The organism is Salinivibrio sp. SS3, assembly GCF_001722105.1.
Classification (GTDB): Bacteria; Pseudomonadota; Gammaproteobacteria; order Enterobacterales; family Vibrionaceae; genus Salinivibrio; species Salinivibrio kushneri.
The window spans coordinates 209,622-225,015 of sequence record NZ_MEBQ01000043.1 but is presented as its reverse complement, the minus strand read 5'-3'; the positions used below and the strand labels follow the sequence as shown (position 1 = coordinate 225,015).

The window sequence follows — 15,394 nt, the reverse complement described above, 5'->3', positions numbered from 1 at the left end:
ATGAAAATTGCCATCATCGGCTCAGGCATTGCCGGTTTAACCTGTGCTCATTATCTCAATAAACAGCATGATATCACCTTGTTTGAAGCGAATGATTATCTGGGGGGCCACACGGCGACAGTCGATGTCGAGGTCGCCAGTGGACAGTACGCGATTGATACCGGCTTTATCGTTTTTAACGATCGCACCTACCCGAACTATGAACGTTTACTCAATGAAATTGGAGTGGATCGCCAACCTTCTCAGATGAGCTTTAGTGTCCGCAATGATGCGAATGGACTGGAGTATAACGGGCACAGCCTTTCCTCGTTATTTGCGCAGAAGCGTAATGTTATCAATGTGCGTTTCTACCGCTTTTTGGCCGAGATTATGCGATTTAATCGCCTTGCGCGCGACGCACATGCCACGGGTGAGGCTGAGCGGCAAGGCGCACTCAACACCTTGGGTGATTTTCTCAATCAACATGGGTTCAGCGATTATTTTTGTCAAAACTATATTCTCCCCATGGGCGCGGCGATTTGGTCATCCACCTTGTCGGATATGCGTGGTTTCCCCTTGGCGTTCTTTCTACGTTTTTTCCAAAACCATGGCTTATTGGATATCGCGAATCGGCCGCAATGGTATGTGATCCCCGGTGGCTCTCGTGAGTATGTTAAAAAGCTCACGCCTGCCTTTGAGGATAAGATCCACCTGAATTCACCGGTGACACAGGTTCGCCGTACCCCTGATGCGGTATGGGTGACCACTGAGGCCGGTGAACAGGCGTTTGAGCAGGTGATTTTTGCCTGTCACAGTGACCAAGCCTTGGCCATGCTGTCCGATCCTAGTGAAGCGGAGCAACAGGTGCTCGGGGCGATTCCCTATCAAGACAATGAGGTTGTGCTTCATACCGATACATCGCTGTTGCCCAAGCGTCAAGGCGCCTGGGCGAGTTGGAACTATCATTTGCCGTTGTCAGATAAAATAGACACAGATCCGGCGGCTTTGACCTACAATATGAATATATTGCAGTCAATTCAGGCGCCTGAGACATTCTGCGTGACGCTAAATCAAACCGACAGGATTGAGCCGAGTAAAATTCTCAAGCAATTTGTCTATGCTCACCCCGTATTTAATACCGACAGTGTTGCTGCACAGCAACAGCGCCATCGAGTGAATGGCCAGCAACGTAGCTGGTTCTGTGGCGCCTACTGGTATAACGGCTTTCACGAGGATGGTGTGCGGAGTGCGCTTGATGTGGTGGAGGGGATCAATTCGTGAGTGAGTCGGTTTCAGCACTAAATAGCGGTTTGTATGTCGGACACGTGCGGCATCGGCGTTTTAGCCCAATAAAACACACGTTCAATTACCCGGTGTTTATGCCTGTGATTGATCTGGATGAGCTTAGTTTGCTGGCATCGCAGGTCAAAGGGTTTCGCTTGGGCAAGTGGGGGGTAGCCGCCTTTGATCACCGCGATTATTTGAATGGACAAGCGGATACCAAAGCAGCATGCATCGATAAGATTCAAGAACTGACAGGCGAGCGCATTGAGGGGAAAGTGTATGCGTTGTGCCAGCTACGTTATTTGGGCGTGTATTTTAGTCCGGCCAACTTTTATTACCTCTATGACCAAGCGCATAACTGGCGTTATTTATTAGCCGAGGTAAGTAATACCCCGTGGGGAGAGCGGCATTATTATGCCGTGCCTGCGGGTCAACGGTATGAACATGACAAAGCGTTTCATGTCTCTCCGTTTAATCCTATTAAGCAGCGTTATCACTGGCGTCTGCGCCCCTTAGGTAAGCGGGTTCACTTGCACCTCGAGGCTCACCGACAACAGAAAGAATTCGACGCCACACTGGGACTGCAGCGACGTCCGTTTACATCAAAAACACTGAATAAGTTATTGATCCGGACGCCGATGGAAACAGTAAAAGTTGTCATTGGTATTTATTGGCAAGCGCTCAAACTATGGATAAAGGGCGCACCGTTTTATCCGCACCCGAGTGCGAAGAAGGAGTAATTATGTCTGCAACGGACGTCCCTCAGAGTCAACGCACACTGACACGTAAAGAGCACTACGCCAAGCAGTTGGTTTACACCTTGCTAGCACATGTTGATGAGGCGTGTATTTCTCTGGTCGATGAGCAGGGCCAGACCTTACAGTGTGGTGATCCTCAGGCACAATTACATGCATCCGTGCTGGTACACGACCCACGTTTTTACACCCGGATTTTAACCGGCGGCAGCATTGCGGCGGCCGAGGCTTACATCGATGGCTGGTGGGAATCGCCAAACTTAACTGACGTCATTCGCGTATTTGCTCGCAACCTGCCTGCTATCGACAAAATTGAAAAGCACACTGGCTGGTTGGTGGGGTTGGGTAACAAGCTTGCTCACTGGCGCAATCGTAATGAAAAAGAGACCGCGCGCCGCAACATCGCAGCACATTATGACCTCGGCAACGACTTGTACCGCCATTTTCTTGATGAGCAAATGCTGTATTCCAGTGCTATTTACAAAGACAAAGAAATGACGCTGGAACAAGCCCAAGTTGAGAAGATGGACCGACTCTGCCGACAGCTTGCGCTGACTGCAAATGATCATTTGCTCGAGATTGGCACCGGCTGGGGAGGCATGGCGATCTACGCGGCTAAACATTACGGCTGCCGCGTGACGACCACCACTATTTCACAAGAGCAATATGCGTGGGCGAAAGCCTGTGTCGAGCGAGAAGGGCTGGAAGATAAGATCACGCTGCTACAACAAGACTACCGCGATCTGACCGGTGAATACGACAAACTGGTCTCGATTGAAATGATTGAAGCGGTGGGGAAAGAGTACTTGGACACTTTTGTGCGTCAATGTCAGGCCTTGCTTAAGCCTGATGGTTTGATGGCTATCCAAGCGATCACCATTGCTGATCAGCGTTACGAACATTACAGCCGGAACGTCGACTTTATCCAAAAGCATATTTTCCCCGGAGGATTCTTACCTTCAGTGAGTGTGTTGTTGTCTCACCTCACCGCTCAAACTGATTTTGTGATCAGAGACTTAAAAGACATCGGCTTGGATTACGCACAAACCTTGGCGGATTGGCACACACGCTTCAATCAGCAGACAGACGCACTGCGCGACTACGGTTATGACGATCGGTTTGCGCGTTTGTGGCGCTATTACTTTTGTTATTGTGAGGGCGGTTTTAAGGAGCGCACGATCAGTGCGGTACAGCTACTCCTAAGTCGCCCCGCTTGGCGAGAGGCATAATTCGTGCGCTTTGTCGTTATTTCTTTATTGTTCAATGTTTACTGGTTTTCGGCGGCGCTCGGTCCGCCGAGCTTTCAGTGGTTAATGGTCGCGATGTTGCTGGGCGCGATCCTTTATGACCGCAGCGTGATGTGGGCAATGGCCGTACTCACGCCTGTTGGGTTGATCGGTGATAGCCTATTACTCCACACACAGTGGTTAGCGGTTGATACTGAGTACGTTGTGATGCCGCTGTGGCTACTATTACTGTGGCTAGGATTTTGCAGTTTTGTCTGGTTAATGCGTGACCTGATCCTTGCACGTGCATTTTGGTTTATGGCGGCGCTGGGCAGTTTGGGTGGCGCGAGCAGTTACTGGGCAGGAGAGCGTTTAGGGGTTTTAAGCTTCCCACAGTCACTATGGGTCACTGGCGCGGTACTGATAGGGGTCTGGTTAGTCTACAGCATCTTCCTGATTAACCTGATGCAATGGCTGCAACATCAGTTGCGTGCCCGTTCTATCGCGACAAGGAGAGAGCCATGAATAGGCGGATAAAACACCTTATTTTAATGCTCGCGCTCGCAATGCCTGGCTATGCGGTCGGGACGACGTCGTCGTCAATGACATGGCAAAGCTGGCCACAAGTTGGCGAAGCGACGTTAACTTGGGGCTGGTGGACCATCTATCAGTCATCACTGCGCTCACCGACCGGGCGTTATCAAGCGCAAGCACCCCACGCGCTAGTGATTACCTACGCGCGTGACATCAGTGATCAACGACTGATGAAAGCAACCAAGGATCAGTGGGAACACTTGGGCTTTACGGAAACACAACGAGCGCGTTGGGAAAAAGCGCTAGACAAAGCGTGGGGGGATATTGAAGAAGGCGATCGCTTGGCATTCGTGCGCCACGCACAAAAAGGGATATTTTACGCCCAGCCAAAAGGAGAAAGCTGGCAAACGACATTGACAGTGGATGACACCGAGCTGGCGGATGCATTTCTCGCGATCTGGTTATCGGAAGACACGGATTATCCAGATCATCGTCGAGCATTATTAGGAGAAACGCCATGAGAAAAATGACGCAGACGATAGGCAAGATCCTAACGGTATTGGTGAGTGCCATGCTGGTGGTGGCGTGCTCTGCCGATATTGAAGATTACCAAGGTCAAAAGCCGGACTTTAATTTATTTGAGTACTTTGAAGGACAAACAAAAGCCTGGGGTATGGTGCAAGATTTTACCGGTGAGCAAACCCGACGCTTCGTTGTTGATATCGAAGGTGTGGTAGAGGGAGACACACTGACACTGGACGAATCCTTTGTGTATGCCGATGGCGAAACGCAAACCCGAGTTTGGACGATTAAACGTCACCCTGACGGGACTTATACAGGGACGGCTGGCGACATCGTCGGGACGGCAAAAGGGGTGGTGGCGGGCAATGCGCTTAATTGGCGGTACGACTTAGTGGTGCCAGTTGGCGACAGCGAATACCAACTCCACTTTGACGATTGGATGTTTCGCCAAGACCAAGATCGCCTCTTTAACGTCACTTCGATGCGTAAATGGGGGATAGAAGTCGGCAAAGTCACGCTTTTCTTTGAGCGGGTAGAGCCATAGTGCGCGAACAGGACGCGTCAGAGGCGTTAACCAACCCCCCTGGCTAGACCGATTGCGCGTTGGATAACCCAGCGCAACAGCTTGGGGATCGGGGCTTTTAACTCGTTCTCGGTATAAGCGATAATGGCCAGCGCGGCGTCGGGCTTGGCATAGCGTTTTAACGCTTTGGCGATGATGCGTTTGTCGTTCATATGAGGCTGCTGTGCCGTGACGCCGGCCATATCGCGAAACAAAGGCTCATAGCCGTTATTATATAGGTAGTGTTCAATGTCGCGGTCAGGCAGCACGGTTAAACGCGCGCCCTCTGGTTGATGCTCTATTTGCCCGCGCGCCGTCGCAGCGTACTTCTTACCAGCCATATCGCCATCTGCCACTAAATGCCATTCAATGCCCAAGGCCTTGGCGGCCTTAATCAACGGCCGCAAACCGCTTTGGGCAAACTCGATAAGGTGTACCCCTTCTGCCGCTAAGTCATAACCTTGCAATCGCGCCAGCTCGTTAAACAGCCAAATTTCTGTTTCACCCTCCACCAATAGCCAACAGCGTGCAAACAGTGCACTGGGTCGGTGAAAACGAACATGGAAGGTGACGCGGCGACGCTCGTCTTGGCTGAGAAGGTGAGACGGTACTTGGTGGCTATGAGTTTCGGTGGGGTGTCGCACGAGACGGCGAATATGGTCTAGTTGTACACCCGCGAGCAAGTCACCACTGTTGGTAGTAAGCAGCTTTTGCATCGGCATCAACTGAATCAAGCGCCACGCTTGGTTCAGTAAGGTTGGATGAAGTCGCCCCTCTGGATCTTCAAATAGCATCACTGGCCGCGCATTGCGTTTGAGCTGTTTAGGCCCGCGTGCTCGGACAAACGCACTTAATAGGCCCATGAGCACGAGCCGGCTTTGATTAGAGGTGTTTGCGGCCACCGCTTCGAGCGGGTGCATTTGGTTATGCGTGATGGCCAATGCGCCCGGGGCATGAATGGGATAAGGATCGCGGTCATGCTCGTAGGCGGCAAAATAGTGATCGAGCAATTGACGCATGGCATGCAGGCCGCTCTTTATCTCGCCTTTATTCACATGGCCAGGCATCATCAACAGGCGGCGATAAGTGTTGTCTAACCGCTGCTCAAGACGGGTGTTATCTTTGGTCACCGCTTGTCCTGATACGCGCATGCGCCTTGCGTCACGCACACGAACGACAGGATGGATTTGCATCAGGTGGCTGGCGAGTGCGTCACTGTTTTCGTGCTCAATCATATCGCCTTGTGAGGATAAAAACGCTCTTCGTACCGAGACCTTGCTTTCTTGGATGGTGGCGCTCAAGCAATAATCAAGGGTTCGGCAACCCGCGTTGGTTCCATTCCAAACGGGTTTAAAACGGCGATAGCGACGCGCTTTATGCTCACCGGGAAAGCTCTCTTGCCAACGGAGAATGATTTGAAACTGTTGTTCAGGCAAGACCCCCAGAACATGGTCGACATGAAAGTCCGAGCGTTTGAATTGTGGTTTATCGCCACTGGGGTGGAGGGCAATTTCTAACGCATCGAGTAGAGAAGATTTACCCCATGCATTTTCACCGATTAAAACGGTCAGTTCATCTACTTGCAGTGACAGGCGGTTGATACCACGAAAGCCTGCTATTTCAATTCGGTCTAGTCTCATTGTCACCTCTGTTTTACAGTATGACACCTTCTTGAAAAAGGAAACCCAGTCCTTTGTGGTTTTGTGCTATATGCCTGATTTATTGCACTTAACCAAGTGGGGACTCGGGCATATTTACAATAGGGTGGTGAGCGAAACCCTGATATAGTGTTTAGAGTTAACAACGCAGCCCGATTGGGCGATCATCAAGAGACAGTCATGCTATCGTTTGAAGCCCTACAAGTGCTGGATGCCATTGAGAGAAAAGGCAGTTTTGCTGCCGCCGCTGAATCATTGAATCGTGCGCCGTCATCGTTAAGCTACCAGGTTCAAAAACTAGAAGACGAGCTGGGTTTGGTGATTTTTGATCGCTCCGGACATCGCGCCACATTTACCGATGCGGGGTATTTATTGGTTGAACGTGGGCGGATGTTATTGAATGCCGCCGATGAGATGGTCGCCGATGCGGCCTCCTTGGCACACGGATGGGAGTTGGAGATTTGCTTGGCCTATGATGGGCTGTTTAAAAGCCACTTCTTCTTTCCTCTGATCGAGCGCCTGGCGAAGAAAAGCAATACGCGCCTTAAGTTGACCGAGCAAATCTTGGCAGGATGCTGGGAAGCGCTGGCCCAAGACCGCGCTGATGTGTTGGTGGCACCCATTCCCGACACGGTGCCGCAGGGCATAAAGGTGCAGCCTTTGGGCGAGATGAGCGCCTATTGGGTAGCCGCGCCCGACCATCCCATTCACAAAGAGGCGCGTCCCGTTGAGCCTGATGTGCGTGCCAAATATCGCGGGGTGGCGGTGGCGGATACTGCGCGTGGTATGCAACCTAAAACATTCAATGTGTTAGAAGACCAGCCGCGGCTCACCGTCAGTTCAATGCACGATAAATACGCGGCGATCTTAAACGGACAAGGGATCGGGACGCTGCCTTGGTTTTGGATACAAGATGATCTCAATGCGGGCCGTTTAAAACGCTTGAAAGGCGGAGAGCCATTCGAGCTAACGCTTGGGGTGGCCTGGAAACGTAATCGGATGGGTAATGCTAAATCATGGTTAGTACGCCAGCTTCCCAAGCTCTTAGCGCCCTACCTGCAAGCAGGAGATATTCCCATTGGTCACAAGTAGGTAAAACAGCGTTTCGCTTGCTCGTTTTTAGCCGCGCTCGTCCGGTCGATGAATTCAGCCCAAGTCCGTTTAGACGTTTTTAGTCGTTAACTGGCGGATGCGGGTGCAAAGACAGCTGCATATCGACAATACCATCTTCCATTTGCACATCAATACTAAAACCACATTTTTGTGCCAAGGTTATCATCCCTCGGTTATTGGGCATCGTCATCCCGGTGATCCGCGATAATCCCGCTTGGCGACCGTAATCGATGATGGCTTGCATAAGCACGCGACCTAAACCTATCCCTTTCAGATCGGAACGCACGAGCACGGCAAACTCAGCGTCGGTGTTTTGTGGATCTGCCAGCAAGCGTGCTACCCCCCAAATCTCTTCTTCGCCAGACGCAAGATGGTAAGTAGCCACGAGTGCCATTTCACGGTCATAATCAATTTGGGTCAGATTTGCCAGCGCTTCATGGTTGAGTTCGCCGACGTCGGAAAAAAAGCGACGATACAAATCTTCTTCAGAGACTTTTTCTACGAAGGCTTTATGCGTCGGTTCATCCTCGGGAAGAATAGGACGAAGCAGAATGGTCTGCCCATTTTTGAGCTGGATAGACTGCTCAAGCTCTTTCGGATAGGGGCGTATCGCTAACCGCTTTTGTTGACTGCCTGCGTAATCACGCAACCGTAGGGAGGCATCGAGAATAGTCAGCTCATTGCCAGACACCAATAAAGGGTGAATATCGAGTTCATCAATCTCTGGGCAATCAATGATCATCTGTGACAGGGTCACTAAAAAACGGCATAAGCGGGGAATATCAATAGAGACCGGAAAACCACGTTGTTTGATTTTGCCGCTCTTTATCGCGCCAATGACCAGGTAACGTGCCAATGCCATGTTTAATGGTGGGATCGCAACCGCGGCATCCTTGGTCACATCCCAATCCGAGCCCCCTTCACCCAGCAGAATGATAGTGCCGAATACGGGATCATTGCTGATGGTCACCCGCAATTCTTGCGCGCCAGCGCGATGAGCCATGGATTGGACTAACAGGCCTTCAATACGCGCGTCTGGAAAGGTAACCGTGACACGATCCACAATGGCTTGGGCGGCATTCGCGACTTCAGCGCCAGTGCGTAGATTGAGCATGACGCCCTGTACATCCGATTTGTGTCGGATATCTTGTGAGCGCAGTTTTACCGCGACCGGGTAGCCAACCTGTTCAGCAATTTGCGCGGCTTCGACCGAATCATTAGCTAACCAGGTTGCTATTACTTGCATGCCATAGGCTTCGAGTAAGGGGCGGACTTCGTGGGTGGTTAAGGTCAGGTGCTCAATATCTTCTGCTTGATCGATAAACGCGCGAGCGGCGGGCAAGTCGTAGTCCATATTCCCCGTCGAGGTGGGCGTTTCCATTAATTGCTTTTGGTTGCGCCGATACTCCACGAGATGCATATAGGCGGTGACGGCGCTTTCGGGCGTACGATAGGTCGGAAAACCGGCATGGGTAAAAGCGAGACGCGCGACCGTGGCATCATCGCCTTCGCCTTGCCAGTTGGTCAGAATATTAAATCGGCGCGCGCGAGGGTTTTCTTTGAGTGAATGGATAATGGCCTTGGCGGTGCTCAAGCCCGGCGCGGTGACCGAGGGAGAATGCATGATAAGCACGGCATCGGCATCGTCACTGTTTAATACAATGTCAATCACCGCTTGATACCGTTGCGTATCGGCGTCCCCCACTATGTCAATGGGGTTGGTTTGCGACCAGCTTTTGGGAAGGACCTGATGCAAGGCGTCGAGCGTTTGTTCGCTCAGCGTCGCTAACTTGCCGCCAGCATCCATCAGCGTATCGACGGCCATCACCGCCGGCCCGCCCCCATTGGTAATAATTGCAAGGCGTTCACCACGGAGTGGCACCGAGTGAGCAAGGGTTTCCACCGCCGCAAACAGCTCGTGCGTATTGTTAACGCGAAGCATACCTGAGCGGCGAATCGCCGCATCGTAGGCGGCATCTAAACCAATATTGGTATGACTGAGCTGCTCGAGCGCCACCGAGCCACCTCGTGTGCGGCCGCTTTTAAGTACCAGGATCCGCCGATTACGGGCAGCGGCGCGGGCAGCTGATATAAATTGGCGCGCGTCGCGTATTGAGTCGACATACAGCAAAATGGCGTCGGTTTTGCTGTCACGACAAAGAAAATCGAGTAACTCTGGAAAATCGATATCGCTTGCTTCACCGAGTGAGATAAAGGTGGAAAAGCCAATACGTTTGTTGCGTGCCCAATCTAAGATAGTGGTGCATACCGCTGCAGATTGGGAGACAAAGGCAATATTGCCCTTATTGGCAGGGACCGGCGCAAATGACGCATTGAGATTGAGCCAAGGTAAGATCATGCCAAGGCTATTAGGGCCGAGGACGCGCATGGTATATTTTGCCGCGATCTGTTGCATGGCGTCGTATTGACTGATCGCTTCTGCATTTAATTGTCCCCGCATGCCCGCTGCCAGCACAATCACCAGCTTTACCCCCCGTTCGCCAAGCTGCTCAATAAGAGGAGGGGTGATTTCGCCACGCGTACAGAGGATGGCTAAATCAGGCACCAAGGGAAGTTCTGCCACGGTTTTGTAGGCTAATATACCGGCAACCGCTTGGTACTTGGGCGTCACGGGCATGATAGGGCCTTGGAAGCCGCCGGACTGCAAATTGCGCGTGACGACATAGCCAGCACGACCACTGTGATCAGACGCGCCCACTACAGCGATGGACTTTGGCTTGAGGAGTTGATCGATACCGGCCATGGTGCCCTCCGTTGGTTGACGTGTGCTTGCTTGTGGTGCTCAGAGGTGCAAGCGTGTTTATTGGCCAGTTTATCGGTTTGCGCTTGAATTCAACGGTTTTTTTTAGCGCAATGTGATCTCGGCATGGCAGAAAATGAACAGTGAGATAGACTAAAAGCGACGTTTAACGTGACTATCTGTGAGCTGTAGCCGGAAACCTCTTGCAAGAGGATAACTTTTGGTTGAATGGCTCCTAGGTCGGGGGCACAATGAAACAAACTTGGATAACTGACAGAATCACAATGAAAAAATTGGCCTTACTGGCTATCGTCATGCTGCTGACCGGATGCAGTGGCGGTGGCGTTACCACTGAAATTTACAGTCAGACAATTGAATCAACCGACAAGCGCGATACCGTGCAAACGGAAGATAGCGCGCAAACGGCAGACGCCGAGCCGATGATGAACACGGCCAAGCCTGAGCCGAAGACAGCACCGAAAAAGCAAGCGGTGAAATCCGCGACGCAAAGCGCTGGGTATACCATCCAAGTCGTTGCCCTTAGCCATGATAGAGGGTTCAGTGATTATGCCAAACGGCTTCCGAGCGACCAGCCATTGTGGAGCAACAAAAAAATGGTAGATGGTTTGCCATGGTACACCTTGTTATACGGTGAATATCCAAGCCGTGATGCCGCGAAACGAGCGATTAAGGCACTACCACAAACCATTCAGGAATATGGTCCTTTTGTACGCGATATCAGTAAAATAAAACGGTCTTCAACACCTGAGATGATCCGTGTGAATTAATTCGCGGGTTTGTGTGATTGAAAAGCTGGCGAATGCCAGCTTTTTTGTTGCGTGGCGTTTATCCCTGTATTGCCGGTGACGCGCTAGCGGCACAGATTGAACAAACCTCCAGCAAATGGGCTCTAATGAACGAATAAAAACACCCCTGAGAGATGAAAGCGAATCCGCATTTGTCTACTATGGCGTTAATGTCCGAACAGCGCGTCTAGACGCGTGATGAGAGAAGAAAATGACCAAACTCAACCTGCTTTTGTTATGCGGTGGCGGCGGGGCAGAACATGATATTTCCCTCGTATCTGCCCGATATATTGAATCACAATTAGCTAAGTTACCCCGCGTTAAGGTGCATAAAGTTGAAATGACCCAAGACGGGTGGCACCTGGATGACGGTATGCGCTGTCATCTTGATACTGATGGCAACCTGTGCAGTAAAGTGGAACTCACGCAAATTCACTATGTTGTACCTTGCCTTCATGGCTTCCCAGGCGAAACCGGCGATATTCAGTCATTACTGACGATCACTGGCCTGCCATACTTAGGGTGTGACGCGGAAGGTAGCCAGATCTGTTTTAATAAAATAACGTCAAAGCTATGGTTTGATGCACTTGGTATCCCCAACACCCCCTATGTGTTTATCACCGATCAAGGCGAGCAGAGCCAAGCACGCGCCTCCGCGTTTCTAGCGGACCATCAGGCGGTGTTTGTGAAAGCGGCCAGCCAAGGGTCGAGTGTAGGATGTTACCACGTAACAGATGCCGCGCAGCTACAAGCGCGGATTGCCGACGCATTCACCTTCTCGGATCAAGTATTGATCGAAAAAGCGATCAAGCCGCGTGAATTAGAGGTGGCAGCGTTTCAAGTGGGCGATGAAATTATCGTGACACGCCCCGGGGAAATCCGGTGTCCCGAAGGGAGCTTTTACACCTACGAAGAAAAGTACAGCGAAGGGAGCCACAGTAATACCTATATAGAGGCTGAAAACCTGACTGAAGCACAAGTGGCAGCAATCCGTGCCTACGCCCATCAGGCATTCAAGCAACTGCGTTTAAAAGACATGTCGCGTATCGATTTCTTCTTAACCGAAGACAACGAAATCTTAGTCAATGAAATTAATACGTTTCCTGGCATGACGCCTATTTCTATGTTCCCCAAACTGATGGAGCACCATGGCTTAGCATTCCATGAATACTTGGCATCCTGTATTAGCACGGCCACGGGTCGACGTGTCAATTGATTAATCGGTAAGTCTTTTTCGTCGGTAACGCGACTTGGCTTGTTCGCTGGCCTCCGTATTACCGACATATTGCGCCGGCATGGCGGGGCTTTTCCAACGTCCCATATGTTGGATTTGTTTTATCGTCATGCCTTTTTTCGCGAGCGACCGACTTGCCCCCACTCTGGGTGACTGGCCGGAAAAGGTGACGGACTCATCCAACAGCGCACTAGCTCGTCGAAAGACACGATAAATCGATGATGGGTCAAGCGGCGCTTCTCCCAACTGACCATGCTTGTTGATTCGCCGAAGTAGGGGGCCTTGGCGGATACCTGTTTTGTCTAACCAGTCCATCAATAACCTAGCGACGGATTCAGACAGTGGGACGCGCTGGTCTCTCACCATAATAAATGCTTGCGCCTCGACCGTGATCAGGTCATCTACCGACAGGGCGGCTAGCTCGCTGCGCTTTAATAATCCTTCGTATGAGAGCGACCAAACTAAACGATCACGTATGTCTTTTAAGCGCTTTGAACTGGCAAGCTGTTGGTTTAACGCCGCTAGATGATGAGATTGAAAGGGAGTGGCCTCTCGGCTTTCTGGTAACTTCGCGTGGAGTAGGCGCGCCATTGCGTACTTTACTTCCCGGTGCTTACTGGGATCTTTAAATTGGTGAAGCTTGTGCACCAAGCCGACGGTAATAACCATCCTACGCACGGCTGAAATCTTACGCCGACTGGCTGTTATTTCAGCAAAACGGCGCAGCGTGGTGACAGCACAAGGAAGTGGCGTCACATTCTGTTCTTGGCAGAAGGCAACGAAAACGCGCCAGTCATTACGATAACTCAACAGCGAGTTTTGACTATAGACGTCTTGCGTGACAGAAGACCATTCTTCAATGCTCAATGTGCCTGTATTAAAGCGAGCTTGACTTTCTTCAATATCATTTGTGTCTAAAGGCGATAGTCTTTTCATAACGCACTATAACTTGTTGTTAATAACCCCAATGTATCAGACTTTAGTGAAGAATGTTTGAAATATATCTCAATTCGCCTACTCCTTAGTCTAACAGCCGCTTGTGCGGGTGAAATTTCTCGAACAACGCGTGATAATAGTCTAAAAATGAAAGATGTTCGTACGCCATGTATGTGTATCGGATTATTGTTCGCGAAAGGAGATAACCATGACTCGACGCCTTTTTCATCGTGGTTATACGATTGAAAAGACAGAAGGTGGTAATGAGACCACGGAGGTTTACCGGGCTAGAGTCGCAGGTAAATCGATCTCTGGCAGTTTGCAGAATGTAAAAAAGTCAATCGAGTGGTGGGCTGACACAAACACATTCGTGGAGCCCGCTGATTTTGACGATGAAGAGGATGACGTATCGTCAAAAAAGCAGGTGGAAGAATATAAAGGTTTTCGTATCATGAACGACGACCCAGAAAAAGATGAAAAGGGCTGGTACATGATTGTACGCGGTAACTTGATGAAAGGCTCGCTGCCCGCACTCAAACACTTTATTGACAAAAATGCAGAGCAACTCCGCGCTTAGGAGGGAAAGCCACTGAGTGGCTCTCCCTGTCATCGGCTGCTATGTGGATTCAGCTTTGATATAGTGTGCCCAAACGCTTCAACGATACAGAATTATGTCTGATAATAATCATTTAGTTTACTCGACAGAAACTGGCAGAATTAAAGCCGAGCCAGAAAAGCCAAGCCGCCCTAAAGGTGATGGCATCGTTCGTATTCAGCGACAAACCAAAGGGCGCAAAGGTAAAGGCGTCAGCTTGGTAACAGGGTTGGATCTTGATGATGGCGCGCTGAAACTGCTCGCCGCTGAGCTTAAAAAAGTGTGTGGCTGTGGTGGCGCAGTCAAAGATGGCGTTATTGAGATCCAAGGGGACAAACGCGATGCCCTCAAGGCACACCTAGAAAAGAAAGGCCATATAGTGAAGCTGGCGGGTGGCTAAGATCTAAAAACATCATAATAGAAACAAAAAAGGCAGCGTGGGCTGCCTTTTTTGTGTTCAGCGCAGTTATTAGGTATGACCGTCTGCGTCAATCAAGGCATCGAAGCGCTCATTACCGTGTAGAGATTCGAAGTCTGCTTCTTCACGAGCGGCTTCGCGCAGTGACGCACTCTCTGCAACCGCCAGCTCTAAGTCAGAGACAGCCTGATCTTCAGCCCCCAACCTCGTATAAGCACATGCGCGTTGGAAGAGGGCGTTGGCATTACGCTCATCCACCTCGAGCACGCGGTTACTGATACTCAGCGCCCAATGGTATTCGCCCATTTCCATCGCAGCATCCGCCTTATGGGTGAGCGCTTCAAGGTCACCAGGGCGGATTTTGAGGATTTCATTATAAATTTCCATCCGCTGCTCTGGCGTCTGCGAATGTTGCGCACGCAACCATAAGTTATGGATCTCGTTAATGCGTTCAATCTCTTTGTTATTTTCAGCAATAATGCGCGTTTTACGCTTCAAGTCGCGTTCCAAAGCTTGGAACTTGCGTTCATATTGCTCTGCAATTTCAGATAACTGTTGATCCGCCAGTTCTTTAGTATTGGTTTTTATATCGCGCAAAGACTGCCAACCCACCAACGCAATCAATGATGCCGCACCGGCAATCAGATAAAAGAAGTAGGTCACTGTTACATTGGCATAGTTCAGTGATTTATCCGCTACGTCCAGCTCACGATCGGTAATCTCGGTCACCATTCGCTTTTCTAGCGCCTGGAAATCGGTTCTTAAGTTTCGGATTTCATCCAAAACGTACCTTTCCATCAGGGGTTTATCGTAAATACTTTGCTCAGCATACGAAGTCGGCTCTTTCGCCGCTTTGATATGCTTGACATCGTTTTCATCTTCAGCACTAGCACTGAAGCTTGCTAACGCCACGAGCAAACAAGCCCAAATGTGCGCTTTCATGGTTATCCTTATGTAACGAATCAGTTGAGAACTAGCGAGACTTTAGCAAACCTTCTGCAGACTAAAAAG

Annotated in this window: 15 protein-coding genes; 11 read left to right on the top strand and 4 right to left on the bottom strand. The window is 50.5% G+C overall.

The window, feature by feature from the left end:
- From BGL48_RS12820 to BGL48_RS12795, 6 genes are read left to right on the top strand one after another with little or no spacing between them, the layout of a single operon-like run.
- Complete coding sequence (locus BGL48_RS12820) at positions 1–1,260, top strand: NAD(P)/FAD-dependent oxidoreductase (protein ID WP_069362999.1); 1,260 nt, start codon at positions 1–3, stop codon at positions 1,258–1,260.
- The gene (locus BGL48_RS12815) at positions 1,257–2,003 is read left to right on the top strand and encodes a DUF1365 domain-containing protein (protein WP_069362998.1); all 747 of its coding nucleotides are present in this window, start codon (positions 1,257–1,259) and stop codon (positions 2,001–2,003) included. Before BGL48_RS12820 ends, BGL48_RS12815 begins: the two co-directional genes overlap by 4 nt.
- A gap of 2 nt (positions 2,004–2,005) precedes the next feature.
- A complete protein-coding gene (locus tag BGL48_RS12810; RefSeq protein ID WP_069362997.1) occupies positions 2,006–3,247 on the top strand; it encodes an SAM-dependent methyltransferase in 1,242 nt (413 codons plus the stop codon).
- Positions 3,248–3,250: 3 nt separating this feature from the next.
- Positions 3,251–3,769, top strand: a complete 519-nt coding sequence (locus BGL48_RS12805; RefSeq protein ID WP_069362996.1) for a DUF2878 family protein — start codon at positions 3,251–3,253, stop codon at positions 3,767–3,769.
- Positions 3,766–4,299, top strand: a complete 534-nt coding sequence (locus BGL48_RS12800) for a hypothetical protein (protein ID WP_077659235.1) — start codon at positions 3,766–3,768, stop codon at positions 4,297–4,299. Before BGL48_RS12805 ends, BGL48_RS12800 begins: the two co-directional genes overlap by 4 nt.
- Before the next feature lie 5 nt (positions 4,300–4,304).
- A complete protein-coding gene (locus BGL48_RS12795; protein ID WP_106406599.1) occupies positions 4,305–4,844 on the top strand; it encodes a DUF3833 domain-containing protein in 540 nt (179 codons plus the stop codon).
- 26 nt (positions 4,845–4,870) lie between these two features.
- Here BGL48_RS12795 and BGL48_RS12790 read toward each other — a convergent pair whose 3' ends face one another.
- Positions 4,871–6,502, bottom strand: coding sequence for a DUF2813 domain-containing protein (locus BGL48_RS12790; protein WP_069362995.1), 1,632 nt, complete (start codon positions 6,500–6,502; stop codon positions 4,871–4,873).
- A gap of 198 nt (positions 6,503–6,700) precedes the next feature.
- On the opposite strand from BGL48_RS12790, the gene BGL48_RS12785 reads away from it, so the two are divergent.
- Complete coding sequence (locus BGL48_RS12785; RefSeq protein ID WP_069362994.1) at positions 6,701–7,612, top strand: LysR family transcriptional regulator; 912 nt, start codon at positions 6,701–6,703, stop codon at positions 7,610–7,612.
- 79 nt (positions 7,613–7,691) lie between these two features.
- Here BGL48_RS12785 and BGL48_RS12780 read toward each other — a convergent pair whose 3' ends face one another.
- On the bottom strand, positions 7,692–10,397 hold the full coding sequence (locus BGL48_RS12780; protein ID WP_069362993.1) for a bifunctional acetate--CoA ligase family protein/GNAT family N-acetyltransferase: 2,706 nt from the start codon (positions 10,395–10,397) through the stop codon (positions 7,692–7,694).
- A 281-nt stretch (positions 10,398–10,678) separates the two neighbouring features.
- Here BGL48_RS12780 and BGL48_RS12775 point away from each other — a divergent pair, with 281 nt between their 5' ends.
- Positions 10,679–11,182 (top strand): SPOR domain-containing protein, encoded by a 504-nt coding sequence (locus BGL48_RS12775; protein WP_069362992.1) that lies wholly within the window; start codon positions 10,679–10,681, stop codon positions 11,180–11,182.
- A 229-nt stretch (positions 11,183–11,411) separates the two neighbouring features.
- Positions 11,412–12,416 (top strand): D-alanine--D-alanine ligase, encoded by a 1,005-nt coding sequence (locus BGL48_RS12770; RefSeq protein ID WP_069362991.1) that lies wholly within the window; start codon positions 11,412–11,414, stop codon positions 12,414–12,416.
- On the opposite strand, the gene BGL48_RS12765 is transcribed toward BGL48_RS12770, so the two are convergent.
- Positions 12,417–13,370 carry a tyrosine-type recombinase/integrase gene (locus BGL48_RS12765; protein ID WP_069362990.1) on the bottom strand — a complete coding sequence of 318 codons (954 nt, stop codon included), beginning with the start codon at positions 13,368–13,370 and terminating at the stop codon, positions 12,417–12,419.
- 208 nt (positions 13,371–13,578) lie between these two features.
- Between BGL48_RS12765 and BGL48_RS12760 the strand changes: the two genes are divergently transcribed.
- Both BGL48_RS12760 and yciH read left to right on the top strand, forming a co-directional pair.
- Entirely contained in the window at positions 13,579–13,947 is a 369-nt protein-coding gene (locus BGL48_RS12760) for a DUF3319 domain-containing protein (protein WP_069362989.1), read from the top strand.
- A 94-nt stretch (positions 13,948–14,041) separates the two neighbouring features.
- Positions 14,042–14,365 (top strand): stress response translation initiation inhibitor YciH, encoded by a 324-nt coding sequence (gene yciH, locus BGL48_RS12755; protein WP_069362988.1) that lies wholly within the window; start codon positions 14,042–14,044, stop codon positions 14,363–14,365.
- A gap of 69 nt (positions 14,366–14,434) precedes the next feature.
- Here yciH and BGL48_RS12750 read toward each other — a convergent pair whose 3' ends face one another.
- On the bottom strand, positions 14,435–15,325 hold the full coding sequence (locus tag BGL48_RS12750; RefSeq protein WP_077458301.1) for a TPR end-of-group domain-containing protein: 891 nt from the start codon (positions 15,323–15,325) through the stop codon (positions 14,435–14,437).
- Positions 15,326–15,394 lie beyond the last annotated feature (69 nt).